Below are 25,940 nucleotides of genomic sequence, written 5' to 3' on the forward strand. Positions count from 1 at the left end.
CTCGACGTTCACGTCTGTACGGAACCTTCCCCATGGCGTGTGTTGCGCGTCTGCCTGCCCCCGCACCCGGCAGCCGCGGAGCACCGAGCGCTCCTCATCACCACCGAATCGGAAAACACGCCCGATCGTGCAAGCCGGTCCCCGGGAATCTTCCGGAGATAGCGCATCCGCTCCCCCGCGCGCCCCTTGGCGCCCGCGCACGCCCCCGGGCTTCCTTAGCGGGACGTTAGATCTGGGTGGCGGACCTTGTCCGCAGGAGGCGGCCGCCGCATGCTCGGGGCACTTCCCCGCCACGGGGCATCTTCCCCGTCCCCGCCGGGACTTCCGTCTGGAGCCGCCATGTCCTCGTCCCCGTCCACCGTCACGCCCACGCCGCCGCCACCCGCCGGGGACGAGCGCAAGAAGCGCCGCCTGGCCCTGATCGGCGGGTCGCTCGGCAATCTCGTCGAGTGGTACGACTGGTTCGTCTACGCCAGCTTCGCGATCTACTTCGCCGACTCCTTCTTCCCCGGCGACAATCCGACCACCCAGCTGATGAACACGGCGGGCATCTTCGCGGTCGGCTTCCTGATGCGGCCCGTCGGCGGATGGATCCTCGGCCGCGCCGCCGACCGGCACGGGCGCAAGAGCGCGCTGACCCTGACCGTCACCCTGATGTCGGTGGCCGCCCTGCTGATCGCCGTCGCCCCGACCTACGGCCAGGCCGGCTACTTCGGCGCCCTGGTACTGCTGCTCGCGCGCCTGCTCCAGGGGATGAGCATCGGCGGCGAGTACGCGGCCAGCGCCACCTACCTCACCGAGGCGTCGGCCCGCAACCGGCGCGGCCTGGGCTCGTCCTTCCAGTACGTGTCGATGACCTGCGGGCAGCTCCTCGGCCTGGGCATCCTGATCACCCTGCAGCACACGCTCACCACGGCCCAGTTGGAGAGCTGGGGCTGGCGGATCCCCTTCGTCCTCGGGGCGTTGTTCGCGGTGGTCGTCTTCTGGCTGCGGCGCCGGCTCCAGGAGACCGACGCGTTCAAGGAGGAGACCTCGGGCGGGGACGCGCAGGACGACAGCGCGCGCGGCACGCTGAAGGTCCTGTGGCAGCACCGGCGGCAGGCCGGACTGGTCATGGCGCTCACCCTGGGCGGCACCGTGGCCTACTACACCTACACCACGTACCTGACCAAGTACCTCGTCGGCAGCGCGGGCATGGAGAAGACCACCGCCACGCTGGTCAGTTTCACGGCCCTGACCCTGTTCGCCGTACTGCAGCCCTTCGCCGGGATGCTGTCCGACCGGATCGGGCGCCGCCCCCTGCTGATCACCTTCGCGGTGGGCTGCACCGTCGGCACGTACCCGATCATGACCGCCCTGGGGTCGGCCTCCTCGTACTGGTCCGCGCTCGGGCTGTCGTTGCTGGCCCTGGTGATCGTCACCGGCTACACCTCGATCAACGCGGCGGTCAAGGCCGAGCTGTTCCCGACCCGGGTGCGCGCCCTCGGGGTGGCCCTGCCGTACGCGATCGCCAACGCGCTGTTCGGCGGCACGGCGGAGTACGTGGCGCTGTGGTTCAAGAGCAGCGGTCACGAAACCCTGTTCTTCTGGTACGTCTCCGGGTGCGCGCTGGTCTCCCTGGTGACCTACGTGCTCATGCCCGACACCCGCAACGCCGCGCTCAGCCGTGCCGAGGCGCAGGCCGACGCCGAGGCCGGGGCCGGACGCGACGGAGACGGCGACGGAGACGGCGGGCCGGACCGGCCCACGGCGGCTCCCGTAAGCTGCTGACCCCGGTCAACGCTCGCGAGGGAAGTTCTATGCACGCGCTGCTCGTCGAGGACGACGACCGCATGGCCCAGGCCCTCGGCACCGCCCTCGTCCAGCGCGGGCACACGGTCCGCAGGGTGGGCCGCGCGATGGACGCCCTGCGGCACGTCCGCGAGGCCGACTTCGTCCTGCTCGACCTGGGCCTGCCCGATCTGGACGGGCTCGAGCTGCTGCGGCGGCTGCGCACCGTCTGCGGCGCGCCGCTGATCGTGGTGACCGCGCGCTGCGAGGAACGCGACATCGTGCAAGGGCTGCGGGCGGGAGCCGACGACTACGTGGTCAAGCCGTTCCGGATGGCCGAGCTGATGGCCCGGATCGACACCGTGCGGCGCCGGACGGGCGTCCCTTCCGGCCGGCCGGAGGCCGACGGCGGTCCGGTGCGCGCCGGGGACGTCGAGATCGACGCCGCCGGGCGTACCGTGACGGTGTCGGGCGCCGAAGTCCGGTTGACCCGGCGCGAGTTCGACGTACTGGCGTTCCTGGCCGCCCGCCCCGACGAGGTGCATTCCCGCGAGGAGATCCTGGACCGGATCTGGGGTGACGCCTTCCTCGCCGCCTCCCGCTCCCTGGACGTCCACGTGGCCGGCATCCGCGCGAAGACCGGCCGCTCCGGCCTGGTGCGCACCGTCCGGGGGTTCGGCTACCAGCTCGGCTCCCCGGCCGCACGGGGCGAGCGGAACGGCGGACCCGGCGGCGGGCGGGACGGCGTACGGGACGGCGGGCAGGAAGGCGAGCCGTGAGACGCAGGCTCCTCGCCGTGCTGATGGTGCTCATGGGGGCGGCGGCGCTGCTGCTCTGCGTCCCGCTGGCCGATGCCTACGCCCGGGGCCGGACCGAGCACCTGCTCCTGCAACGGCGCTCGGAGGCGGTGCGGTTCGCCGATCTCGCCGACCGGATGCGCACCGAGGCCGACCGGCTGGAGCTGTCCGCCGAGATCGGCCGGTACGCCCAGCTGTACGGAGCCCGGGTGGTCGTCGTCGACACGGCGGGAGCCCCCGTCGCCCGGGCTGGAGCGGGTCCCGCCTGGGAGGGCGCGCACGAGGCGGCGCAGGCGGGGCGCCGCGCGCTCACCGGCCGCTCCACGGACCGGCTGCCCACCGTGCGCCCTTGGGGCCCCGGGAGCGTGGTGCTCGCCGAGCCGGTGGGCCGCGACGAGCGGGTGAGCGGGGCGGTCCTGCTGGCCGTGCCCACCGACGCCGCCCGGCTGGACGTGACGGTCCGCTGGACGCTCATCGGCGCGGGGGCCGTCGCCGCCTTCGCGGCGGCCGCCCTGGTGGCCGCGGGGACAGCGCGCTGGCTGATGCGCCCGCTGCGCGATCTGGACCGGGCGGTGGAGGGACTGACCGCGGGCAGCCTCCAGGCACGGGCCGTCTCCGACACCGGGCCGCCGGAACTGCGCCGCCTGCGCCGGCACTTCAACATCATGGCGGAGGCCGTGGCCGACTCCATAGGCCGCCAGCGCGACTTCGTCGCCGACGCCTCCCACCAGCTGCGCAACCCGCTGGCCACGCTGGTGCTCCAGCTGGAGAACCTCGAGCCGCACATCGCCCCCGGGCCCGGCCGGGCCGAGCACGTGCGTGCCCTGGACGAGGCGGAGCGCCTGGAGGAGCTGCTCGACGGACTGCTGGCCCTGGCCCGGGTGGAGTCCGCCGGTGCGGAGCCGGCGGACCAGGACGTGTCGCGGGCGGTACGCGAACGGGTACGGTCCTGGGCACCGGTATTCCGTGCCGCAGGGCTGGAGTTGGCGGTCGCCGGCCTGCCCGACGACCTGCGGGCGCACGCCCTGCCGGACGCGGCGGGGCGGATCCTGGACGCGCTCCTCGACAACGCCGTCAAGTTCGTGCCGCGCGAAGGGCACGTCGAGGTGAGCGCCGCCCGCGGCGCGGACGGGACGGCCGTCGTACGGGTCGCCGATGACGGGCCGGGCGTGCCGCAGGAGCAACTGCCGCTGCTGCTGAGGCGTTTCGCCCGCTCCCCCGAGCACCAGAACGTACGCGGCAGCGGCCTGGGACTGGCCATCGCGGAGGAGATCGCCCGCATCAGCGGCGGTCGGCTCGGCGTCGCCGGCAATGCGCCGCACGGCCTGGTCGTCGAATTCCGGCTCCCGCCCCCGGCGTAGGCCGTCGCATCGCGGCTGCCGGCTGCCGGCCCTATCCGTACACCGACCGGTAGTAGGCCACGGCGCCCGGGTGGAGCGGCACCGCGCCCGTCGAGATCGCGAACCGGGGCTCCAGGCGCGCGCCCGCCGTCACCTCCCGCAGCAGGTCGCTCCACCGCTCGAACACCACCTGGAGCAACTCGCGCATGGCGTGCCGCGGTACGTCGTCGCGGGCCAGGAGGTAGTTCCCGACCCCGATGGTGCCCACCGGCTCCACCAGCCCGTACACCCCCGCCGGCAGGGTGACCGTCGCGTAGACGGGGCCGTGGCTCTGGCGCAGCGCGCCCACGTAGCCGTCCAACGGGAGGAACCGCAGCGGCAGTTCCCGCGCCAGCCCGGCCAGGACCGGGGTGGGCACGCCTCCGGACCAGAACAGCGCGTCGACCGCGCCCTCGCGCAGCGCCGCTGCCGAGGCGGCGAGCCCCAGCTGCAGCTCGCGGGCCGGTGCGGAGCCGTCGCCCAGCCCGGCCGCCCGCAGCACCCGTCCGGACACCACCTGCACCCCCGACCCGGTCGCCCCCGCCGCGACCGGACGCCCGGCGAGATCCTGCACCGAGCGCACCGGTCCGCCCGCCGGGACGAGGAGGTGGGTGTAGTTCACGTAGACCCGGGCCAGCGCCGTCACGGCTGCCGGACGGCCGAACGGCCCGCGCCCCAGCACCGCGTCCTCGGCCGCGTCCGCCATGGCCAGCGCCAGCTCCACGGAGCCGTCGTCGAGCTTGCGCAGGTTGTTCACGCTCGCCGAGGTGCTCACCGGAACGATCTCCAGCCGGCGGCCGCTCGCGGCGACGGCCTCGGCCAGGGCCTTGCCGAAGGCGTTGTACGGACCGCCCTCCGGCCCCGTCGCGAGCCGCAGCCTCCGCACCGGGCCGGAATCCCCCGAGCACCCGGCCAGTGCCGCCGCGGCCGCGCCGAGCCCGGCACCCATCACCCGGCGGCGGCTCACCTCTGCACTGGTCACGGCCGAAGCGTAACCAGCGGCGCACCGCCAGGGGGACCTACGGACGGGACCCGGCCGGCGGCTGCCGGCCCGCTCGGCGCCCTATCCCCCCTCCGTCCCGACCCCGTCCTCCTCGCGCGGCGGCCAGCCGGCCGCCTTCCCGGGCGCGAGCCGTTCCACCACCTCGGCGAGGTCCTGGCATGCCTGCTCGATCTTCGTGCGGATGATGTTCTGCTCGGTGACGATCGCCGACAGCAGCAACGAGGTCAGCGCCGCGGAGCCGTTGAGCGCCTGGACGTTGGCCATGGCCTGGACGAGCGTGTGGTGGTCGAAGGGCCCCTCCTGGTCGATCGCCGCCCCGTTCGCCATCGCGGAGATGAGCAGCATGCACGGCGCGCTGCCCTCGATCTGGAACCGCAGGGCCGCCCAGATGAGGAGCGGGAAGACGAGGAAGAGCAGCGCCAGGCCGCTCGTGGTAGCCAGGAGGGAGACGGCGAAGGCCGACACCAGGAGGGCGGCCGCCTCGGCCCACCGGTAGGCGTCGGAGGGCAGGCGGGCCATGCGCACGACCAGGAGCAGCGGCGTGATGACGAGGACGCCCATGGCGTCGCCCGCCCACCAGGTCCACCACACGATCCAGAACCCGCTGTCGGGCATGCTGCCGGTGAGCAGGAGCAGCCAGGCTCCCACGGTGGCGCTGATCAGCATCGGTGCCAGGCCGCCCAGGAAGACCAGCGCCACACCGTCCCGGAGCCGGTCCAGGGTGACGCGGAAACCGACCCGCCGCAGCATGAGGAAGGCGCACACCGGGGCGAGGGTGTTGCCGGCGGCGATCCCGAAGCCGACGAGGTCGATCGAGCCGCCGATCGACAGGATGACGAGGCATGCGCCGAGTGCGATGCCGGGCCAGACGCGGAGCCCTTTCCACAGCAGGCAGGCCAGCGCGATGCCCGTGGGCGGCCACAAGGGGGTGACGACCGCGCCCTGGATGACCACCTGCTGGAGCAGGCCGATGCGCCCGCCCGCGAAGTAGGCGGCGGCGACGACCAGGATCCGGAGCACCGTCATGCCCAGACGTCGGAAACCCTCGGTGCGCATCGCTTCATCAGACAGCAGCCCGCGCCCGCCGAGGGGGCATGACACGCGCTACGGCCCCCCCATCATCCGGTTCCGCCCGGGACGGGCTCGTGGCGCAGCACGAGTACCGCGGCGTCGTCCTGGTGGCCGGTGGAGTCGGCCACCTTCATGATCTCGGCGGCGAGCTCGCCGGGTTCCGCGCCCGCCCTGGCCCGGACCACTTCGGCCACGCGCGCCAGACCGGCGTCGATCGGGAAGGACGGGCCTTCGACGACCCCGTCGGTGACCAGGACGAACGAGCCCGCCGTCGCGAGGGGGCGGCGGGTCACGGGGTACCGCGAGCCCGGCAGCATGCCCAGGGGCAGTCCGCCCTCGTCCGCCACGATGCCGTGCTCGCCGTCGGTCGTGGCCCAGACCCCGGGCACGTGGCCGGCCCGAGCGCTCTGGATCTCCCAGGTCACGGGATCGAAACGGAGGAAGGTGCAGGTCGCGAAGAGGTCGCAGTCCACGGAGAGCAACAGGTCGTTGGCCCGGCTGAGCACCTCGCCCGGGTCCGCGGCGGACGCGGCGACGGCCCGTACGGCGATGCGGACCTGTCCCATGAAGGCGGCCGCCTCGACGTCATGGCCCTCGACGTCGCCGATGGAGAAGCCGAGGGCGCCCTCGGGGAGCAGGAAGCCGTCGTACCAGTCCCCGCCTATGCTCAGGCCGTGGCGTGCCGGTGCGTACCGGGCCGCGGCGCGCAGGCCGGGCAGGCACGGAAGCGACGCCGGGAGGATCTCCCGCTGCAGCGCCTCGGCCAGCTCCACCCGGGCGCGCTGGAGCTCGGCCCCTTCCCGTGCCTGGGCCGTGAGCCGTCCGAGCCTGGTCAGCAAGTCGTCCGCGGTCGCCGACCGCGTGGACCTATGGGGGCTCATCGACCACTCCTGGACCGCTCCGACGTACGTCCGCTTCGACTTCTGACCCACATGGCCGATCCATCATATTTCCGAGAGCCACTGATCACATCAGGAGCGCGGGAGGCCCAGGGGCAGGCGGGTGCCGGTACCGCCGGGGCAGACGGTGAGACGGTCGCCATGTCCGGAAGCGCACGCCCGGGCGGTCGGGGCCTCGAAGGCGCGCTCGGCGGTCACACCGCTGGGGACGCGCCGCGGCCGCGGCCACGAGTGCCGTCGGCCGCGGTCCGGTGGGGACGCGTCAGCAGGTCAGCAGGTCACCGGGTCACCGGGTCACCGGGTCACCGTCCACTTCTGGTTGGCGGCTCCGGTGCAGGTCCAGATCTGCAGGCGGGTGCCGTTGGCCGTGCTGTTGCCCGTGGCGTCCAGGCACTTGTTCGCCTGCGGGTTGACGATGTCGCGGGCCGCGGGGACGGCCCACTGCTGCGCGGGCGTCCCGTTGCAGTCGTAGAGCTGGACCGGTGTGCCGTCCGCGGTGCCCCCCGAGGCCACGTCCAGGCACTTGCCGAGCGCGCGGACCGTGCCGTCGGCGCCGAGGGTCCACTGCTGTGCGGCGGTCGCGTTGCAGTCGTAGAGCTGTACGGGGGTGCCGTTCGCGCTGTTCGCGCCGGCCACGTCGACGCACTTGCCGCCGGGTCCGGTGATCGGACCGCCGCCGCCCGGCTGGCCGCCGCCGGTGGTGACGCGGACGTGGTCGACCAGGAGTTGGGCCGGGAAGGCCGTGCTGCCGTCGGGGTCTCCGGGCCAGTAGCCGCCGACCGCGAGGTTGAGGATGAGGAAGAAGGGCTTGTCGAAGACCCACTGGCGTCCGCCGAGGTCGGCGGGGGTGCGCCGCTGGTAGACGGTGCCGTCGACCGACCAGGTGATCGCCTGGGGGCTCCAGTCGACGGCGAAGGTGTGGAAGGCGTCGGCGAACGCCTGGCCGCCGGGCAGGCCGTACCCCGCGCCGATGCCCCCGGAGCCGGAGTACCCGGGACCGTGCAGGGTGCCGTGGACGGTGGACGGTTCGAAGCCCACGTTCTCCATGACGTCGATCTCGCCCGAGGCGGGCCAGCCGATCTGGCCGATGTCGTTGCCCAGCATCCAGAAGGCCGGCCACATGCCCTGCCCGCGCGGCACCTTCATCCTGGCCTCGACGCGGCCGTACGTCGTGGTGAACCGGCCGGCCGTGTTCAGCCGGGCGGAGGTGTACTCGCACCTTCCGTACCAGCACTGGTAGTTGGCCGGGTTCTCCCGGCGGGCGGTGATGACCAGGTGGCCCTGCCCGTCGAGGGCGGCGTTGCGGTTGCCCGCGGTGTAGAACTGCCGCTCGTGGTTGTTGACGTTGTCGCCCGTCTCGATCTGCCACTTCGCGCCGTCGACGGCCGCACCCGCGGGCCCGTCGAACTCGTCGGAGAACGTGACGGCTTCGGCCGATGCGGCCGCGACGGCGGCCGGCGCGGGAGCGTGCGTCGCGACGGGCACGCCCCGGGCCGGGCCGGTGGACAGCGAGGCGAGGGCGAAGAGCGAGAGGGCGGACAGCAGCAAACGCCTGGGTAAGCGCGGGGAGTTCATGACTCTCCCTTCCGGGAGCGTGGGGGGAGGCCCGGGCGACCGAAAGGTCATGACCATGCCAGGCCCTTAGTTCACTACGTGATTTAAGAAGTGAACGAATTCTCTGTCAAGGGCTTGGACTGGACCAGACAACTGTCCTGTCCAGCATGTGAGTTACTGCTGACTAGACGTGGATCGGACGGTCACGCTCAGGTACCTTCCATCACGTCGCCGCCACACCCGGGGCACAGGGCCCCACGGGACTCGCGGCGTCCAAAGGAACCGACGTCTGTTGACGACAGCCACAGAAGTCTTCACGGTCCGGCCTTTCACCCCGCACTGCCAGGTGATCCACACCGAAGGCGACCATGCCGTGATAGGCATTTCACCCGGAAACAGTTATTTCTCCGCGCAGCGCGTCACCGATCTGGCGCACTGGGGCATGCGCAACTTCCGACAGGTCGACCTCATCTATACCGACCTGCACGTAGCCGAGATGTACGAGGCCCTCGGCTATCCCCCGGACGAGGCGCGGCGCAAGGCGGTCAAGAACCTGCGCGGGGTCCGCGCGAAGGTGAACAACGCCGCGGCCGACGCCGATCCCACGGGAACCCGCCTGCGGGCCCGCCCCATGTCGTCCCTCACCGACATCCCGGCCTACCGCAGGCTCCACGCCCACCTGAACACCCTCCTCGACACCGACCCGGAGTTCCGCGAGACCTGCAACGCCCTGGTCGACGCGTTCCTCTCCTCCAAGGTGCTCGGCGGAGAGACCGCCACGCTCCGGCAGCGCGAGGTCTGCCTCGAGTACGTCTGCGCCGAGGCCCCGCTCTTCCTGGACACCCCGGCCATCCTCGACGTGCCTTCCTCCCTCAACTGCTACCACCAGCTCCTGCCGATGGCCGAGCTGCTGTACTCCCGCGGTTCGGGCCTGCGTGCCTCGCGCAACCAGGGCCACGCCGTCATCACCCCCGCCGATGGAGAATCCGATGCCCACTGACACGCTCCTCGATTTTCCGTTCTCCGCACGCGGCGACCAGCTTCCCCACGAGATCGAGCAGCTCCGCAGCGAGCCGGTCAAGCGGGTCCGTACGATCGCCGGGGACGAGGCCTGGCTCGTCTCCTCCTACGCCCTGTGCAAGCAGGTCCTCGAGGACCCCAGGTTCAGCCTCAAGGACACCTCGGCTCCCGGCGCACCACGCCAGTACGCCCTGACGATCCCGCCCGAGGTCGTCAACAACATGGGCAACATCACCGGTGCCGGACTGCGCAAGGCCGTCCTCAAGGCCATCAACCCCAAGACCGACGGTCTGACCGACTGGATGCGGGCGCAGGCGAACGACCTCGTCGACGGCCTGCTGACCGCGGGCGCTCCGGTCGACCTGCGCGGCCAGTTCACCAGCCCGTACGCCGAGCAGCTCCACTGCCGCATCCTGGGCATCCCCGGGGAGGACGCCCCGCGCCTGGCGGCGAGCCTCGACATCGCGTTCATGAACTCGGCCTGCCCGGTCACCGGAGCCAAGCTCAACTGGGACCGGGACATGGCCTACATGGTCGAGCGCCTCGACGACCCGACCGTCACCGGCCTGATGGCCGAGCTCGCGGCCCTGCGCAAGGACCCCGACTACGCCCACCTGACGGACGAGATGCTCGCCACCGTCGGAGTCACCCTCTTCGGCGCCGGCGTCATCTCCACCATGGGCTTCCTCACCATGGCCATGGTCTCGCTCATCCAGCACCCCGAGGTCTGGGACCAGATCCGCCGGGACCCCTCCAGGATCCCCGCGGCGGTCGACGAGCTCCTGCGCATCAACCTCTCCATCGCGGACGGCCTGCCCCGTCTCGCCCTCGAGGACGTCACCCTCGGGGACGTCGAGGTGAAGAAGGGTGAACTGCTCCTCGTGCTGGTCGAAGCGGCCAACACCGACCCGGACGTGTACCCCGACCCGCACACCGTCGACATCGACCGGCCGAACGCGGGAACGCACCTGTCCTTCGGCGGCGGCCAGCACTACTGCCCCGCCACCGCGCTGGGCAAGCGGCACACCGAGATCGCCCTCGAGGTGCTCGTCGAGAAGATGCCGGGTCTCCAGCTCGCCGTACCGGTCGACCAGCTCGTGTGGCGCACCCGCTTCATGAAGCGCCTGCCGGAGCGGCTCCCCGTCCTCTGGTGACGGTGACGGTCTGACAGCCGCCGGCGCGGGCCACCGGGGTCACCTTCGACTCCGGTGGCCCGCGCCGCCGCCCGGCCGGCTCAGCAGGTACGCGGCGGCGGTGGAGACGAGGACGGCCATGGTGGCGATGAACACCAGGCCGGCGCCCTCCAGGCCCATCGGGTCCGCCAGGACGCCCACCCCGATCACCGGCACCGAGATGCCCGCGTACGCGACCACGAACAGCGTCGAGATCACCGCCGCCCGCCGGTCCGCGGGGGACGCCTCGGCCACCGCCGCCAGTGCCCCGCGGAACGCCAGCCCCTGCCCCGTCCCGCCCACGAGCGCGCTCAGGACCACCAGCCACAGCTGGTCCCAGTGCAGCGCGCCCGCGAGCAGCGCCAGCCCGGCGAGCAGGCCGGCGCAGCCCAGGGGCAGGGAGCGCGCCACCCCGACCCGGCCGACCGCCAGCTGGCCCGCGGTCGAGGCGAAGAAGGCCAGTGCGACGATCGACCCGCTCACCGCGGGGTCGTGCACGTCCAGGGACTGGGCGAGGAACGCCGGGCTGACCGAGGTGAACACCCCGAACAGGGCGAAGCCCACGAACGAGGCGATCGCCGCGGGCGCGAACACCGCCCGCACCTCCGGGGGCAGGGCGGGCCGCTGCGGCCGTACGGTCTTCAGCGGCCGGCGCTCCCCCACTGTCTCCGCGAGCCGCAGCAGGACGGCCGTCGAGACCGCCACCAGGGCGAGGTGGACGAGGAACGGCAGGTACAGCGGCCAGGCGGCGTACTGGGCGAGCACCCCTGCGAGCAGCGGCCCGCAGCCCAGCCCGCCCATGTTGGCGGCCGTCGCCACGAACGTGGCCCGGGAGGCCCCGCCGCGCGGGGCCAGCTCCATCACGTACGCCGTGGCGGCGCCGGTGAACAGCCCGGCGGACAGCCCCGAGAGCAGGCGCCCCGCGTAGAGCCAGCCCAGTGCGGTGGCGCACAGGAAGCAGGCGGCGCTCGCCGCCGCGCAGCCCAGCCCCACGAGCAGAACCGGCCGCCGGCCCACGGCGTCCGAGGCGTTGCCCGCCAGGAGGAGCACTCCGATGACCCCGAAGGCGTACACGGCGTACACGACGGTGACGATCAGCTCGGAGAAGCCGAACTTCTCCTGGTAGAGGCCGTAGAGCGGGGTCGGCAGCGTGGTGCCCGCCATGCACACGGCGAACACCGCCCCGCTGAGCAAGCACTGGCGCCACCCTCGGCGATCACCGTCCATGGCGCCGACGGTAACCCCGCGCCCCGCCTCCGGCCCGGCGCGTCGGGCCCGGCGCGCCGGGCGGGTGGGCACCCGCTGCCGTCCGGTCCGCGGCGGCCAGGGTCGGCAGCGTCCCACGGCCGGCAGGAGGGCCCTTTGTGGTATCCGGGTGCTCCGCGTGCTCCGGGCTGCCGGGCTCAGGCGTCGGCGTCGGCTTCGGCGTCGCAGAGCCGGTCGCGCTGGAGCTGGCGGGCCAGGGCCCGGCGTACGGAGGCCGGTGCCGCCCCGGGGGTGGTGGCGGCCGTCTTCGCCGGGACGTCGAGGGCGCGGCTGATCTCGTCGTAGGCGGCCTGGTGACCGGGGAGCAGGTGGGGCCGGTGCTGCCGCAGGTCCTCCTCGAGGAGACGGCGCAGTTCGTCGACCGTACGGGGGGTGAAGCGGCGGCGGCCCCGGGCGAGGGCGTCCACGGCCCGGGTGCAGTGCGCGGTCTCGTCGAGGGCCTCGGACACGTCCTCCGCAAGGCCCCAGAGCCGCCCTTCGAGCCACGGCGTGTCGTACTGGGCGAGGGAGAGCTCGAGGGGCGGCAGCGGCTCGTCCGTCCTGTACTTCGCGACCTGCTTCGACACGGCGGGCTGGCTCATGTCGGTGAGGCGGGCGATCTTGTCCTGGGTCCAGCCGAAGCCGACGAACACCTTGATCATCTCGGTGCGCAGCTTCCGCATCTCCTCGCCCGCACGGATGACTTCGTTCATGCCGGCGAGCATCCGCTCGGCCTGCTCCTCGGTCAGCGTCTCGGGGTTCCGGGGTCCGCGCTCTCCACCTGCCACAACCCAGTTATACACCAGGACCCGAGGAAAATAACCAGGTTGTATAACCTGGTTATCACTGACAGGCTCGGCGTCATGCACACCTTCACCGCACCCGACGGCACCCTGCTCGCCTACCGCACCCACGGAGTCGGCGACCCCGTGGTCTGCCTGCCCGGCGGACCCGCGGATTCCGCCTACCTGGGCGACCTGGGCGGCCTGTCCGCGCACCGCCGGCTGATCGTTGCGGACCTGCGCGGCACCGGCCGGTCCGCGCTTCCCGAGGACCCCGCCACCTACCGCTGCGACCGCCTCGTCGACGACGTCGAGGCCCTGCGGGCACACCTGCGCCTGCCCGTGATGGACCTGCTCGCGCACTCCGCCGGCGCGAACATCGCCGCGCAGTACGCCGCCCGGTTCCCGCACCGCGTGAGCCGGCTCGCTCTGATCACTCCCAGCACCCGGGCCGTCGGCATCGAGATCACCGGGGAGGCGCGCCGCGAGCTCGCCCGACTCCGCGCGGACGAGCCGTGGTTCCCGCGGGCCTACGCGGCCCTGGAGGCGATCGGCTCGGGCACGGGCAGCGACTGGGACGCCGTCGCCCCGTTCTTCTGCGGCCGTTGGGACGACCGGGCGCGCCGGCACCACGCGGAGGGACAGCCCCGTAACAGGGAAGCCGTCGCCCTCTTCGGGGCCGAAGTGGCCTTCGATCCGCAGGCCACGCGCGCCGCCCTCGCCGCCTTCGCGGGCCCCGTCCTGCTGCTCGCCGGGGAGTTCGACCTGAACAGCCCTCCCCGGTCGGCCGCCGAGTTCGCCGGGCTCTTCCCCCACGCCTCCTTCGTCGTACAGCCGGGGGCCGGCCACTACCCCTGGGTCGACGACGCAGACCGGTTCACGGCGACGGTAGCGGCCTTCCTGGCGTAGCCGGGCCCTTCGTACGCCGCGGTTGTGCCGCCGCGCTCCTGCCGGCGCTCCGTCACCCGTACGCCGCAGCGCCCCGCGAGCGGGGCGCTGCGGCGGGCTGGGTCGTCTCTTTCGGATCTTGCCGGTTAATACAACGCAGCGAGGTGCGGTGCCGGGCGGCGCGGGTCAGGCTGGATCCGAAAGAGACGGCCCGGGGTGGGCCGAACCCGGCCGTAGGTGAGCGCGAGCAAGGTGGGCAGCTGTGTCGACGTCGAGTCACGAGATGTTCGGCGCCCCGTGCTGGGTGAGCCTGATGACCGGGGACCTCGCCGCGGCGCAGCGGTTCTACGGGGCCGTCATGGGCTGGCACTTCCGCGCCACCCGGCTCGGGGAGGGTTTCTCCATCGCCTTCCGCGACGGTGCTCCCGTGGCCGGGATCGGGGCTCTGGCCCACCGGCTCGCCCTTCCGGCCGCGTGGACCCCGTACTTCGCCGTCGACGACGCCGATGTGACGGCGGCGCGCATCGTCGAACGCGGCGCGACCATGGCGGTGGGTCCGCTCGGCTTCGGGACCGGCCGCGCCGCACTGGCCGCCGACCCCGACGGCGCGGTCTTCGGATTCTGGCAGGGCCAGGTCATCCCCGACTGGACGGTCGGCCAGGGCAGTGCCCCCGCCTGGCTCGAACTGCGCACCCGTGACGCCTTCGCCGCGGCCGTCTTCTACGGGGAGGTCCTCGAGTGGGCCGGAGAACGGCCAAGCTGCTGCACCGTCTCGTACGAGCACGATCACGTCGTCCTGCGGCACGGCAAGGACACGACTGCGCGGATCGTGGGCGGGGCCCTCGAGGAGGCTCCCGACCCGCAGGTCCGACCGCGCTGGCACATCCATTTCCGCGTCCCCGACCTGGAGGCGGCCGTGGAATCCGCCACCGGCCTGGGTGGCCGGGTGCTCGCGCCCGTGGAGACGACGAGCACGAGCCGCTCGGTCGCCCTGGCCGATCCCGACGGCGCACTGTTCACCGTGGTGGCCGCGCAGGACCAGTGACGCAACCTCACCCACGGCAGCTGCGGGGGGCCGGGATGAGGAAGACCCTCGCAGTCCGGGGGCTGACCGGACGCCGGGTTGAGGCTTCCCGGTACCGGCGTAGCGTGGAACGTGCCGCATTTCGGCGGCGCGACCCACACGAGGAGCAGAGGCCATGGGCAAGCCCTCGATCGATGACCTGCGGGAACGAGTGCGCGGGGCGGTCGTCACCGCGCAGGACGACGGCTACGACGAGGCGCGCGCGGTCAACAACGCCATGATCGACCGGAAACCGGTGGCCGTCGTGCGCTGCGTCAACGCGGGCGACGTGATGGCCACGGTCGACTTCGCCCGCGACAACGCGCTGGACCTGGCGGTCCGCGGCGGCGGGCACAGCGTGCCCGGCTTCGGCACGTGCGACGACGGCGTGGTGGCCGACCTGTCGGGGATGCGTTCGGTCCGTGTCGATCCCGCGGCCCGGACGGCCCGCGCGGACGGCGGGGCGACCTGGGGCGACTTCAACGCGGCGACGCACGCCTTCGGTCTGGCCGCGACCGGCGGGATCATCTCGACCACCGGCGTCGGCGGTCTCACCCTCGGCGGCGGCATCGGGTACCTCGCCCGCGGACTCGGCCTGAGCTGCGACAACCTGGTGTCGGCCGATGTGGTGACGGCGGAGGGGCAGCTGATCACCGCCAGCGAGGAGGAGAACCAGGACCTGTTCTGGGCCCTGCGCGGGGGCAGCGGCAACTTCGGCGCGGTGACCTCCTTCGAATTCAGGCTGAGCCCCGTCAAGGACATCTACGGCGGACCGATGCTGTTCGAACTGGACGACGCGGCCACGCTGCTGCGCTCCTTCTCCGAGATCATCGCGGACGCGCCGGAGCAACTCGGCGGCTTCCCGGCCTTCCAGATCGCACCGCCGCTCCCCTTCATCCCGGAGGACCGGCACGGCGACCCCTTCGCCCTGATCGTGGCCTGCTGGGCCGGGCCCGTCGAGGAGGGGGAGCGCGCCCTGCAGCCCTTCCACGACATCGCGCCGGTGGTCGCCGAACACGTCGGCCCCATGCCGTACCCCGCGCTCAACAGCGCCTTCGACGCGCTCGTACCACCCGGTCTCCAGCACTACTGGAAGGCCAACTTCGTGACCGACCTGACCGACGAAGCGATCGAGGCGCATCTGCGCTTCGGGCCGCAGCTGCCCGCCGTGAACTCGACCGTGCACATCTACCCGATCAACGGCGCCTGCCACCGCGTGGCGCCGGACGACACGGCCTTCGCGTACCGCGACGCCAACTTCGCCACCGTCATCGCCGGGATGTGGCCGGACCCCGCCGAGAACGACGCCAACATCGGATGGGTGCGCGACTACTACGAGGCGACCGCCCCGCACTCCGAGGAGGGCGGCTACATCAACTTCATGGCCGACGACGACCAGGGGCGGATCCGGGCCAACTACAAGGGGAACTACGACCGCTTGGTGGAGGTCAAGCGGACGTACGACCCGGGCAACCTCTTCCACCTCAACCAGAACATCAGGCCGTGACCGATGACGGCCGCAGGGTGACCGGAGGAGCGGATGGCCGGACGGCCTGATGGCCCGATGGCCTGATGGCCTGATGGCTTGATGGCCCGATGGCCTGATGGCTTGATGGCCGACGAAGGCGGCCGCCGTCGGGCGGCCGCCGCCGTCCGCTCACCGTTCCGACAGCTCCGAGGGGGCCTCCTGGACCACCCAGCCGTTGCCGTCCGGGTCCTCGAACGTCATGAACGAGTTCCACGTCCCGCCCTTGCCCTCCGCCCAGCCCGTCTCGCCGAGGTGCCGGACCGGGGAAGCGTCCACCCCCCGCTCCACCAACTCCCCGCGGGCCGCCTCGATGTCCGTGACGCAGATCTGGAGCCCTTGGAGCGTCCCGGGCGCCATCGGCTTCGTGCCGGGCGCGGGCGGCATCCCCTGCAGCAACGCGATCGAACACCGCGAGCCGGGCGGGGTCATCTGGATGATGCGCACACCGGGGGCCACCTCGTCGTCGAGGTCGACCCCGAAGCCGACCTTGTCGGCGTAGAACTCCTTCGACCGGTCCATGTCGGTGACAGGGACGGGCACGACTTCGAGCGTCCAGTTCACGGATCGTCTCCTCACGAACGCCGGCCCGCCGGTGCGGGCCGGCCCGAACGGATCAGGGCGCTCCCACCCTCGCCCACGAAGGAGCGGCCCCGCACGCCAAAACGCCGAACCGGCCCGGCGGGCGACGCGGCGCCGGGTGCGGCTCAGATGCCGATCGCGCCGTCGATGCGCTCCCGCAGCAGGTCCGCGTGGCCGTTGTGGCGGGCGTACTCCTCGATCATGTGGATGAGGACCCAGCGCAGCGACACCGTCCCGCGCCACGCGTCATGGCCCTCGATGTCGAGGGAGGCCCCGGCGGCGAAGCGGTCCGCGAACTCCACCTCGGCGCGCCAGGCCGCCCAGGCCTCCTCGACGGCCTCGGGGCCGGAGTCCGCCCCGTCGAAGTCTCCGTCGGGGTCGGCGGGCGAGGAGAACCGGGGAGCGGCGTCCTGGCGGGCCAGGATTTCGCGGAACCAGTGGCGCTCCACGTCGGCGAGGTGCCGGACCAGGCCCAGCAGCGACAGCGTCGACGGTTCCACGGAGCGCCGGGACAGCTCCGCGTCCAGGCCCGTGCACTTCAGCTCCAGGGTGGCGCGCTGGTCCGCCAGGAAGCCGACCAGCATCTGCCGCTCGTCACCGGTCGCGGGACCGCGGAACCGCCCGTCCTCCTCGGCCCGGACGAAGATCTCGGCTCTGCTGCGCGGGGTCGTTGTCATGATCGCGATTATGGGCCATCGCCGATTTGCGGTGCAGCCCTTTGTGGGGTTGGTTCGAAGTAGGTTTCGAAGCAGGTGCGGTACCCGTCTCCCCTGGGTTGGGGGTGAACCACCGTGTTCTTCGCCCACCGCGCGGACGCCGGACATCGTCTTTCCGCGGTCCTCGGGCACCTGAAACAGGAGCATCCGGTCGTCCTGGGCCTGCCGCGCGGCGGGGTCCCCGTCGCCTTCGAAGTGGCGCGGGAGCTCGGCGCCCCGCTCGACGTGATCGTCGTCCGCAAGCTGGGGGTTCCCTACCACCGCGAGCTGGGCTTCGGTGCCATCGGCGAGGGCGGGGTCCGGGTGATCAGCGAGGAGATCGTCCGCATGAGCCGGGTGTCGGAGAAGGACCTCGCGGCCGTCGAACACGCCGAGGAGGCGGAGCTCGTACGGCAGGCGGGGCGGTTCCGCGCCGGCCGGCCGCGGGTACGGCTCGACGGCCGGACGGTGATCGTCGTCGACGACGGGATCGCGACCGGAGCCACGGCCGCGGCCGCCTGCCAGGTGGTACGCGCGATGGGCGCGGCCCGGGTGGTGCTGGCGGCCCCGGTGGCGCCGCCGGACGCGGTCGCCTGGCTGCGTGCGGAGGCGGACGAGGTCGTGTGCCTGTCGACGCCGCACGGATTCTCGGCCGTCGGCCAGTGGTACCAGGACTTCTCCCAGACACCCGACGAGGAGGTCGTCTCCCTGCTGGCGCAGGCCGCCGCCGAGACCCACACCGCCCCGCAGGCCGAGGCGGACGTGGGGGCGGGCGCGGAGGCGGACGCCGAGGCCGACCCGCAGGAGGGCGTCGAGGAGGAGGTGGCGGTGGACGCGGGCGGCGTCAGGCTGGCCGGTGACCTCTCCCTGCCCCCGGGCGCCGGGGCGGTGGTGCTGTTCGCCCACGGCTCCGGCAGCAGCCGCCACAGCCCGCGCAACCGGTCGGTGGCCGCGGCCCTGCGCGAGGCGGGCCTGGGCACCCTGCTCTTCGACCTGCTCACCCCGGCCGAGGAGGTCAGCCGGGCGAACGTCTTCGACATCGAAACCCTCGCCCGGCGGCTGACGGACGCCACCGTCTGGCTGCGGCGCCGCCGGCCCCTGCCCGTCGGCTACTTCGGAGCAAGCACCGGAGCCGCGGCGGCGCTGTGGGCCGCCGCGGCAGCCGATGCCGAGGTGGGCGCCGTGGTCTCCCGCGGCGGCCGCCCCGACCTCGCCGGGCCCCTGCTCGTCGGCGTACGCGCCCCCACGCTGCTCATCGTGGGCGGCCGCGACACGACGGTGCTCGACCTCAACCGGCAGGCCCAGGCACAGCTGCGCTGCGAGAACCGCCTCGACGTCGTGCCCGGCGCCACGCACCTCTTCGAGGAGCCGGGCGCCCTGGAGGAGGTCGCCGGCCTCGCCCGCGACTGGTTCACCCGGTACCTGGAGGTTCCGGAGCGGTAGCAGGGCCGGCCCGGGGCCCGGGCAGGTGCTCCACGCCCACCGGCTCGAAGGTGACCCGGGTCAGGGATCCGTCGTCGGCCCACCGCACTTCGATGCCGTCGGTCTGCGCCCGCACGTGGGCGACCGCCTCCGCCAGGGGGGCCGGATCGGGGTCCGCCGTGAGGAGGGCCAGCGACGCGTACAGGCCCGGTCCCGCCGCGCGCGGGCCTGTTTCAGGGCCCGTGCCCGGCGCCCCGCCCGTCAGCCGCGGAACGAGGGCCCACGGGGTGAAGGCCGTGCCCGCGGGTGCCCGGACCTCGTCCTGGGTCTGCCATCCGTGCAGCGGGTGCAGTGCGGAGCGGACCGCGTCCCCGGGGCCGGCGGCCCAGCCGGTCTGTTCCACCCGGGCCTGCTCCGGAGCCCCCTGGACCCGGTGGACCCGCAGTTCGTGGCGGCCCCGGGCCACGGTGACGCTGTCCACCCGCAGGCCCGGCACGAGGGGCGTCCCGCCCGGGAAGACGGGCCGGTGCCAGGAGGCGGCCCAGCCCCACCCGTCGCCGTGCCCGGCTCCGAGCGGGTGGATGCGGCGCCGGGCACTGCGGACGCCGGCGACGACCACGGCGAGGTGGTTGTCCGGGCTGTTGCCGTACGCGGTGGGCCCGGTGCGCGTGGAATAGGCGTGGCGGGCGTAGAGCGGGTCCTCGTGCGCCGCCGATTCCGCCTCGTGCGGGCCGACGTGGTCGCTGCCGTGGTTGTGCAGGCGTACGAGCCCGTCGGCGCGGGTGGACTGGACGAGCAGGCACGGCGCGGGCAGGGCGAGCACCCGGTCCCGGCGCTCGCAGGGAGCCGCCTGCTCGGTCGCGGTCCACAGCGGATCCGCCGCGGGGGCGAGCAGACAGACGAAGGCCTTGGACGCCCAGTACGGCGAGGCCGGTCCGGAGTAGCGCTGCAGGGTCGCCGCGTGCGCGCCGTGCCAGCCCAGGCCGAGCAGCCCCGCGTCGTCGACCGCTCCCCGGTCCAGGAAGTAGCGCAGTGAGCCGCTCAGCAGCCTGCGCGAGGTGCCCCGGGACAGCGGGGTGTGCCCGGTCACGGCGCCGAGGCCGACGGCGGCCGCGGCGGCGAAGCGGTAGGTCAGGGAGCGCCCGAAGTACATCGGGGCACCGTCGGCTCCGAAGAGCAGGCTGTGGCTGCCGAGGTGCTCGCGCAGCCGGGAGCCGTGCGGCTGGTCCCGGTCGGCCGCAGTGCCTTCCGCCTCCGCGAGGTGGGCGTCGAGCACGGGGTACAGGTGCAGCGCCCAGCCGTTGTAGTGGTCGAAGGCGCGGCCGTCGCCGTCGGCGTACCAGCCCTGGCCGCGGTACCACTGCTCGAGGAGGTCGAGGCCGCGGCGGCGGGCCCGGTCCGTCTCCGCGTCCCCGCGCCCCACCGACTCCAGGAATCCGGCCACGGTGAAGGGGAACAGGTACCAGTTGTTCGGGGCGGGCACGTGGCGCAGCGCGCCGCGCAGCCACTGCTCGGCCCGGTCCTGCGCGGGGCCGTCCAGCCGGTCCCACAGCCAGGGCCGGGTCAGCCGCAACCCGAGGGCCACGGAGGCGGATTCGACCATCGGCTGGCCGTGGACGTGCAGGTCGCGGATGAGCGGCCAGGATTCGGCGTCGTCGCGGCCGGGTGTGCGGGTGCCGGCCGTGAGCCCTTGCGCGTAGCGGTCCAGCCAGCCGTGCGGGTCCTTCCCGCCGCCGCCCGCGATGCGGAAGGCGGCGGCGAGGAAGGTGCGTGCGTAGCCCTCGAGTCCGTCGGAGCGGACCCCGGAGGCGGAGGGCGGTCCCGGCAGGTCGAGCAGGGCTCCGCCGGGAGTGGCCCACCGCCAGGCGGCGCACAGCAGTGCGTCCGCGACCGCCTCCCAGTGGTCCCGCGTGTAGCCGGTGTAGGGGCTGAACTCACGGTTTTCGGCGGGGAGTCCGGAGAGGGCCATGCGAGCATGCTGTCCGCGTCACCGCCCGGGGGTCAACCGGCGGGCCCGCCGCCGGGGTTCAGGCGCAGGACGTGAAGGTCGGGCTGGTGTTCGCGATGTAGAGGGTCGCGCCGCCGCTCGGGTCGTCCTTGACCGGGACGGTGATGGTGTCGTCGGCCTTCCAGGGGAACCCTTGTGCGTCGAAGGTCCAGCTGCCGGTCACCTTCCTCGCGAGCACGGAGAGGGTCACCCAGCCGTACTGCTGGGCGGGGACGGACACCTGGATGGCGTCGCCGACGCTCGTCGAACCGCTCCACACGTTCTCGAACGAGAGCGAGGTGCCGACCGTCACCTGCAGGGCGGGGGCTGCGCCGCCGCTGAGCTGCGAGGACAGCTCCGTCCCGATGCTGCTCTGCCAGCCGGTGGTCTTGGTGACGGAGAAGGACTGGCTGACCGGGGAAGCGGAGTTGTTGTACCAGACGGCGGAGGCGCAGACCTTCGGCAGCGGCGCCGCGGGGGCCTCGTTCTTCACGGCCCAGGAGCAGCTGGAGGGGTCCTTCTGGCAGGCCTTGGCGCCGTGGTCGACGGCCAGGTTGAAGGCGGCGGTGGAGTTGGTGGTCCAGCGCTGGTTCGCCCCGGCGTGGCAGCGGGACTGCCCGGTCCACGCGTCGTCGTACTGGGCGCCGGCGATGAGGTCGAGGCAGGAGTTGTCACTGGCGTTGCGGATCATGAATGCGGTGGTGGAGCCCGCCACCGGCTGGAGGTACCACTTCTGGCTCTTCTGCCCGCGGCAGGTCTGCTGCCGCAGCGCCGGCCAGCTGAGGTCGATGCACTTGCCGGTGGTGCCGTTGACGATGGCGAAGCTGAAGTCGGCCGGGTCGACGGCCAGGTTCCAGGACTGGTGGTGGCCGGGTGCGGAGTTGGTGACGATGTACGCGCCGTCGTCGCGCGAGCCGTTCTGTACGTCGAGGCGGCGGCCGTTGCTGACGGAGGTGAAGGAGAGGCACTGGAGCGCGGAGCCGCACTGCTGGTCCGCCGTGTCGGCCGCAGGAGCCGCGTGCGCCGTGGCCGCCGCGAGCGGGGAGGCCATGATGCCCAGGGCGACGCAGCACGTCGCCAGGGCGGCGGCGAGTAAGCGCAGCCAGGAAGTGGTGCGTTCCGGCGTGGCGGCCGGGTGTGGGGTCATGGGTCGGGCCCTTCTTCCGTTCGGTCGCGTGGAGGTGTGACGCCGGTGCGGTGGGGTCTCAGGCGGCGGGAGCGGCGGCGAACGCCGTCTGCGGACGCGGACCCGCTCGGCGAGGTCCTGGCTCCAGCTTGGCCCAGCCACCCAGCTGATTTGGAGTCTAGTTCTAGAAAATTTCTCGGCTTTCTATGGCCGGAACCGACTCGGCCCCGGGGCGGGAACTCCCCCGCCGCCGCTCGCGCGCCCGGCCTCCCGCGCGTGGACGACGCCGGCGGAGGCCGCCCTTCCACCCCGCGGGGCCCCGGGCGCATTCCCCGGCCGGGACGGGGCAGAAGCCGGTTGCGAGAATCGGAGGCACGTCATGATCATCCTCGGAGTCATCCTGCTGGTCATCGGCTACATCGCCGGTATTTCCATCCTGTGGACGCTCGGGATCATCCTCGTCGTGATCGGCGCCATCCTGTGGATCCTCGGGTCGGTCGGGCACGCGGTGGGCGGACGCAACCACTACTGGTGAGTAGGTCGCTGCGGTCGTAGCTCGGGGCCGGCCCTGCCTCAGGACGGCGGAGCGGCCGCCCCGGCGCGCCCGAGGAGTTCAGCCAGGCCCCGGCGGGTGGCGGCCAGGACGACGCGGTCCTCGGGCTTGAGGACGTAACCGGGGTGCGGCTGCCACGCCAGCCCCGGGCCCGGAACCGTTCCCTCGCGCGGGGCGGAGGCCAGGTCGGGGCGGCGGTCCGCGGGCGAGGCGGTGTCCAGGGCGACGACCCGCCAGGCACCGGGGCGGAAACACTCGGTGACGGTCAGGCCCTCGAGCTGCGGGTGGCCCGCGACGTCGACGGCGGCGAAGAGCAGCACCCTGCGCTCCACCGCCATGGCCCCGAGGATCTGCCGGCCCATCATCGCCCCGGCGAAGGCGGGGGCGGCGAGGTGGGTGACGCTCCGGCTGCGCGTGAGCGCGCCGGGGTGCGCGGCGCGCAGGGTGCGGTAGACGGCGGTCGCGAAGTCGTCCTCGTACAGGCGCATCACGACGCGGAGGTCGGGTTTCACCCCGCGTGCGTACAGGGCGGCTTCGAGGTTGGTCGTGTCGGAGCTGGTCAGGGCGAGCAGGGCGTGCGCCCGGTGGATGCGGGCGGCTTCGAGCACGCCCTCGTCGGTGACGTCGCCGACGACCACGGGCACCCTCAGGCGGCGGGCGAGCGCCAGTCCGCGGGCCCGGGGGTCGGACTCCACGCAGACCACGGGGATCTCCAGCTCCCGCAGCCGCGCCAGCACCCGCGTACCGATCTTGCCCAGGCCGAGGAGCACCACGTGCCCGGACTGCCCGCGGGGCGGGCGGCGCAGCACCGTGGCCGCGCGGAAGGCTCCCAGCGCTTCGAGCGCGGCCGCCACCAGGACCGGCAGCAGCAGGAGACCGACGAATCCGGACAGGATCTGGAGAACCTGCCGCTGCGTCGGCGCGCCGACCGCCGGGTCGTTGATCGCGAAGATGTCGAGCAGGGTGACGTACACCGCGTGCAGAGGGTGGTCGCCGGTGGTCAGCCACGAGGCCACGGCGAGCGCGGTCACGGCGGCCGTGATGCCGGCCAGCGACCAGCGCAGCCTCCGGGAGAAGAGCGAGGCCACCGGCAGTGCGGCGGCGCTCAGCCGCGGTACTGCCGCCTGCGCGGGGCCCGCGTGGGTCACCGTCTCCAGGGCCACCGTGCCCCGCCCCGTCGCGGCGGCCACCGCACGGTCGTCCGGCAGGAGTTGGAGCCCGCGCTCGCCGCCGAGCACGGAACTGTCGCTGCCGGCCGGGTCGGTGGCCGTCGCGGACAGCAGCGCAAGGGTGCACAGTCCGGGATCGGCCGTCTCACCAGGCCCCGGAGGCGTGCGCTCCACCGCCCGCAGCAGCAGGCCGTCCGCCTGGACCACCTTGCTCGTGCCGGCGACCGCGCTCGCGGCCAGCGCGGGCGCGGCCGTGTCGGCGTCGGACAGCACGGTCGTGGCGGAGTCGCGGTCGCGCGGATCGATCCCCGGTTCGGCGACGATCGCCGCCTGGTCCAGGAGGTCTTCCAGATGCTGGCCGAGCTTGCGGTTGTAGAGCCGGATCACCAGCCGCAGCCTGGGGTTGAGCCGCCGGGCCACCAGGGCAGCCCGTACGTTGCGGTCGTCGTCCTCGTACACGAGCGCGAGCGCGGCGGCTCCGGCCACCACGGTGGCCAGGACCTCCTCGTCCGGCTCCGCGGCCGCCACGATGCGCGGCTCGTCCGGCGGCGGCCCCTCCCCCTCTGGTGCGCGGGAGGCCCTGGCCGGGGGGATGCGCCCCCAGCGCCCGCGCCGAGCCGGCGGGCCCACCGCGAGCGGCGGCTCGCTCGCGGGCGGCACGACCAGCGTGACGCGCTCGCCGTACACCTCGCCGAGTTCGGCCGCCAGCCTGCGGGCCAGCCCGTCGTCACCGCACACCACCATCCGGCCTGTGGCGCCCGGGACTTGACGTACCGCTTGCGGAATCTGCACGGCCCCAGCATGCCCTGCGGCCCCGACAGCGGCCCCCGGGCGGCGGCTACTGGGCGAAGGCGGCCCGCAGTGCGTCGCGGTGTGCGGCGAGCCAGGTCCTGAAGTCCTGTAGATCGGGGTTGAGTTCGCGGACCGCGGTGAGATCGCGGGCCGCCGTGAAGCGGTCCGCGCACTCGGCGTAGTACTGGAACATGTTCCCCGCCTCGTCGGCGCCCGGGAAGCCCAGTGCACGGAAGGCGTCCGGGTCCAGGGGCCGGGATCGCACCGTCTCGCCGATCGTCTCGGTGAGGGCCGCGGCCATGTCGGAGAGCGTGAGGTGCTCACCGGCGATGCTGACGGTGGCGGCGATGAGATCGGTGTCGCGCTTGAAGACGGCCAGGGCGGTCTTGCCCACGTCCGCCACGGCGATGCCCGAGAGCCTCCTGTCCCCCATCGGGAACACCAGCTCGAGGACGCCGTCCGCGCCGCGCTGCGGGGTGAAGGTGGTGAGCAGGTTGTCCCAGAAGAACGTGGTCCGCAGGAAGGTCGTGGGGACGCCCTCCTCGGTGAAGTAGCGGTCCGCCTCCGCCTTTCCGTCGAAGTGCGGCACCTTGTACTTCTCCTGGAGCGTGGGCATCCGCGGGTCCTCCAGCGGGATGCAGTCACGCGTGTCCTCCAGCGTGGACCAGATCGCGTGCTGGATGCCGGCGTGGGAGGCGGCGCGGGCGACCGCCAGCGCCTGGGTCTTCTCGCGCTCGGCGGACATGTGCTCCCAGAAGTCGGTGACCACGAAGGTCCCGTACGCGTGCTCGAAGGCGGGCGCCAGGCTCGCCTCGTCGTCCATGTCGGCCTGCACCACCTCCGCTCCGAGCGCGCTCAGTTCCCGGGCCTTCGGGGAATCCGCGTGGCGGGTCACGGCGCGGACCGTGAAGCCGCCCTCCGGGTCCGCCAGGATCGCCCGCGCCAGGCCGCCGCCCTGCGCGCCGGTGGCACCGAACACTGTGATGGTCTTCTTCTCGCCCATACCCTCCTTCTTCGCACACTCTCCGCGTCCGGGCCCTCACGCCACGCCACGGAGCCGCGCTTCAGCGGCCCGGCGTCAGCGGTACGTCGGGCATGGGATACGACGTGCCGGAGTCCATCAGGGCGCACATCGGGCTGTCGTCGGGGCCGTCCGGGCAGGAGAGGTCGATGGCGAAGGAGTGGGGCGGATCGCCCGGCAGCTCGGCCGTCAGCACGGTGCGGGCAGCCCGGGGGGCGCGGCCCATGGCGACGGTCCTGCCGTCGACGAGGACCTCCACCGGCCGGCGCGGGCCCTCGTACAGCACGCTGATCGAGTGACCGTTCCGATCCAGATGGAAGCGGTGCCGGATGGTCATCGCGCACTCCCGTAACGACGCGTCCCCCCTCGCTTGCATCGTACGGCGCAACACCGACGGGCGGTGCGTAACCCTTCCCGCGGCGGAT

The 25,940-nt window shown here is 73.1% G+C and carries 23 protein-coding genes; 10 read left to right on the top strand and 13 right to left on the bottom strand.

Going from position 1 to position 25,940, the window contains the following annotated elements; genetic code table 11:
• Positions 1–339 precede the first annotated feature (339 nt).
• From AB0D44_RS11915 to AB0D44_RS11925, 3 genes are read left to right on the top strand one after another with little or no spacing between them, the layout of a single operon-like run.
• A complete protein-coding gene (locus AB0D44_RS11915) occupies positions 340–1,770 on the top strand; it encodes an MFS transporter (RefSeq protein ID WP_362588229.1) in 1,431 nt (476 codons plus the stop codon).
• Between the two features lie 29 nt (positions 1,771–1,799).
• The gene (locus tag AB0D44_RS11920; protein ID WP_362588232.1) at positions 1,800–2,549 is read left to right on the top strand and encodes a response regulator transcription factor; all 750 of its coding nucleotides are present in this window, start codon (positions 1,800–1,802) and stop codon (positions 2,547–2,549) included.
• Positions 2,546–3,928, top strand: a complete 1,383-nt coding sequence (locus AB0D44_RS11925; RefSeq protein WP_362588235.1) for a HAMP domain-containing sensor histidine kinase — start codon at positions 2,546–2,548, stop codon at positions 3,926–3,928. The genes AB0D44_RS11920 and AB0D44_RS11925 overlap by 4 nt, the downstream gene beginning before the upstream one ends.
• A gap of 31 nt (positions 3,929–3,959) precedes the next feature.
• Here AB0D44_RS11925 and AB0D44_RS11930 read toward each other — a convergent pair whose 3' ends face one another.
• The 4 genes from AB0D44_RS11930 to AB0D44_RS11945 all read right to left on the bottom strand — a co-directional run bounded on the left by AB0D44_RS11930 (position 3,960) and on the right by AB0D44_RS11945 (position 8,494).
• Complete coding sequence (locus tag AB0D44_RS11930) at positions 3,960–4,928, bottom strand: TAXI family TRAP transporter solute-binding subunit (protein ID WP_362588238.1); 969 nt, start codon at positions 4,926–4,928, stop codon at positions 3,960–3,962.
• A gap of 81 nt (positions 4,929–5,009) precedes the next feature.
• Positions 5,010–6,005 (bottom strand): MASE1 domain-containing protein, encoded by a 996-nt coding sequence (locus tag AB0D44_RS11935; protein ID WP_362588241.1) that lies wholly within the window; start codon positions 6,003–6,005, stop codon positions 5,010–5,012.
• 62 nt (positions 6,006–6,067) lie between these two features.
• Positions 6,068–6,901: a PP2C family protein-serine/threonine phosphatase gene (locus AB0D44_RS11940; RefSeq protein ID WP_362588244.1), complete on the bottom strand. Its 834-nt coding sequence runs from the start codon at positions 6,899–6,901 to the stop codon at positions 6,068–6,070.
• Positions 6,902–7,213: 312 nt separating this feature from the next.
• Entirely contained in the window at positions 7,214–8,494 is a 1,281-nt protein-coding gene (locus AB0D44_RS11945) for a family 16 glycosylhydrolase (RefSeq protein WP_362588247.1), read from the bottom strand.
• 271 nt (positions 8,495–8,765) lie between these two features.
• Here AB0D44_RS11945 and AB0D44_RS11950 point away from each other — a divergent pair, with 271 nt between their 5' ends.
• Positions 8,766–9,473 (top strand): tRNA-dependent cyclodipeptide synthase, encoded by a 708-nt coding sequence (locus AB0D44_RS11950; RefSeq protein WP_362588250.1) that lies wholly within the window; start codon positions 8,766–8,768, stop codon positions 9,471–9,473.
• Positions 9,463–10,647 (top strand): cytochrome P450, encoded by a 1,185-nt coding sequence (locus AB0D44_RS11955; protein ID WP_362588253.1) that lies wholly within the window; start codon positions 9,463–9,465, stop codon positions 10,645–10,647. The genes AB0D44_RS11950 and AB0D44_RS11955 overlap by 11 nt, the downstream gene beginning before the upstream one ends.
• Before the next feature lie 39 nt (positions 10,648–10,686).
• Here AB0D44_RS11955 and AB0D44_RS11960 read toward each other — a convergent pair whose 3' ends face one another.
• Both AB0D44_RS11960 and AB0D44_RS11965 read right to left on the bottom strand, forming a co-directional pair.
• Positions 10,687–11,892: an MFS transporter gene (locus tag AB0D44_RS11960; RefSeq protein WP_362588256.1), complete on the bottom strand. Its 1,206-nt coding sequence runs from the start codon at positions 11,890–11,892 to the stop codon at positions 10,687–10,689.
• 176 nt (positions 11,893–12,068) lie between these two features.
• Positions 12,069–12,698, bottom strand: a complete 630-nt coding sequence (locus AB0D44_RS11965; RefSeq protein ID WP_362588258.1) for a sigma-70 family RNA polymerase sigma factor — start codon at positions 12,696–12,698, stop codon at positions 12,069–12,071.
• A 75-nt stretch (positions 12,699–12,773) separates the two neighbouring features.
• Here AB0D44_RS11965 and AB0D44_RS11970 point away from each other — a divergent pair, with 75 nt between their 5' ends.
• The 3 genes from AB0D44_RS11970 to AB0D44_RS11980 all read left to right on the top strand — a co-directional run bounded on the left by AB0D44_RS11970 (position 12,774) and on the right by AB0D44_RS11980 (position 16,150).
• On the top strand, positions 12,774–13,601 hold the full coding sequence (locus tag AB0D44_RS11970) for an alpha/beta hydrolase (protein WP_362588261.1): 828 nt from the start codon (positions 12,774–12,776) through the stop codon (positions 13,599–13,601).
• Positions 13,602–13,893: 292 nt separating this feature from the next.
• Complete coding sequence (locus tag AB0D44_RS11975) at positions 13,894–14,625, top strand: VOC family protein (RefSeq protein ID WP_362588361.1); 732 nt, start codon at positions 13,894–13,896, stop codon at positions 14,623–14,625.
• A gap of 154 nt (positions 14,626–14,779) precedes the next feature.
• A complete protein-coding gene (locus tag AB0D44_RS11980; protein WP_362588264.1) occupies positions 14,780–16,150 on the top strand; it encodes an FAD-binding oxidoreductase in 1,371 nt (456 codons plus the stop codon).
• 150 nt (positions 16,151–16,300) lie between these two features.
• Here AB0D44_RS11980 and AB0D44_RS11985 read toward each other — a convergent pair whose 3' ends face one another.
• Both AB0D44_RS11985 and AB0D44_RS11990 read right to left on the bottom strand, forming a co-directional pair.
• Positions 16,301–16,732 carry a VOC family protein gene (locus tag AB0D44_RS11985; RefSeq protein WP_362588267.1) on the bottom strand — a complete coding sequence of 144 codons (432 nt, stop codon included), beginning with the start codon at positions 16,730–16,732 and terminating at the stop codon, positions 16,301–16,303.
• A 143-nt stretch (positions 16,733–16,875) separates the two neighbouring features.
• Positions 16,876–17,427, bottom strand: a complete 552-nt coding sequence (locus AB0D44_RS11990) for a DinB family protein (RefSeq protein WP_362588270.1) — start codon at positions 17,425–17,427, stop codon at positions 16,876–16,878.
• 114 nt (positions 17,428–17,541) lie between these two features.
• Between AB0D44_RS11990 and AB0D44_RS11995 the strand changes: the two genes are divergently transcribed.
• Positions 17,542–18,888, top strand: a complete 1,347-nt coding sequence (locus AB0D44_RS11995) for a phosphoribosyltransferase (protein WP_362588272.1) — start codon at positions 17,542–17,544, stop codon at positions 18,886–18,888.
• Here the strand turns inward: AB0D44_RS11995 and AB0D44_RS12000 are convergent.
• Both AB0D44_RS12000 and AB0D44_RS12005 read right to left on the bottom strand, forming a co-directional pair.
• Complete coding sequence (locus AB0D44_RS12000) at positions 18,857–20,836, bottom strand: DUF2264 domain-containing protein (RefSeq protein ID WP_362588274.1); 1,980 nt, start codon at positions 20,834–20,836, stop codon at positions 18,857–18,859. The genes AB0D44_RS11995 and AB0D44_RS12000 overlap by 32 nt on opposite strands.
• Positions 20,837–20,894: 58 nt before the next feature.
• A complete protein-coding gene (locus AB0D44_RS12005) occupies positions 20,895–22,001 on the bottom strand; it encodes an RICIN domain-containing protein (RefSeq protein WP_362588277.1) in 1,107 nt (368 codons plus the stop codon).
• A gap of 358 nt (positions 22,002–22,359) precedes the next feature.
• Here AB0D44_RS12005 and AB0D44_RS12010 point away from each other — a divergent pair, with 358 nt between their 5' ends.
• On the top strand, positions 22,360–22,515 hold the full coding sequence (locus tag AB0D44_RS12010) for a DUF6131 family protein (RefSeq protein WP_362588279.1): 156 nt from the start codon (positions 22,360–22,362) through the stop codon (positions 22,513–22,515).
• 38 nt (positions 22,516–22,553) lie between these two features.
• On the opposite strand, the gene AB0D44_RS12015 is transcribed toward AB0D44_RS12010, so the two are convergent.
• From AB0D44_RS12015 to AB0D44_RS12025, 3 genes are all read right to left on the bottom strand, one after another.
• On the bottom strand, positions 22,554–24,446 hold the full coding sequence (locus tag AB0D44_RS12015) for an NAD-binding protein (protein WP_362588364.1): 1,893 nt from the start codon (positions 24,444–24,446) through the stop codon (positions 22,554–22,556).
• Positions 24,447–24,540: 94 nt separating this feature from the next.
• Positions 24,541–25,497 (bottom strand): NmrA/HSCARG family protein, encoded by a 957-nt coding sequence (locus AB0D44_RS12020; protein WP_362588282.1) that lies wholly within the window; start codon positions 25,495–25,497, stop codon positions 24,541–24,543.
• 61 nt (positions 25,498–25,558) lie between these two features.
• Complete coding sequence (locus AB0D44_RS12025) at positions 25,559–25,852, bottom strand: hypothetical protein (protein WP_362588285.1); 294 nt, start codon at positions 25,850–25,852, stop codon at positions 25,559–25,561.
• Between the last annotated feature and the right edge of the window lie 88 nt (positions 25,853–25,940).

The organism is Streptomyces sp. NPDC048349 (genome assembly GCF_040651925.1).
Taxonomy (GTDB): domain Bacteria; phylum Actinomycetota; class Actinomycetes; order Streptomycetales; family Streptomycetaceae; genus Streptomyces.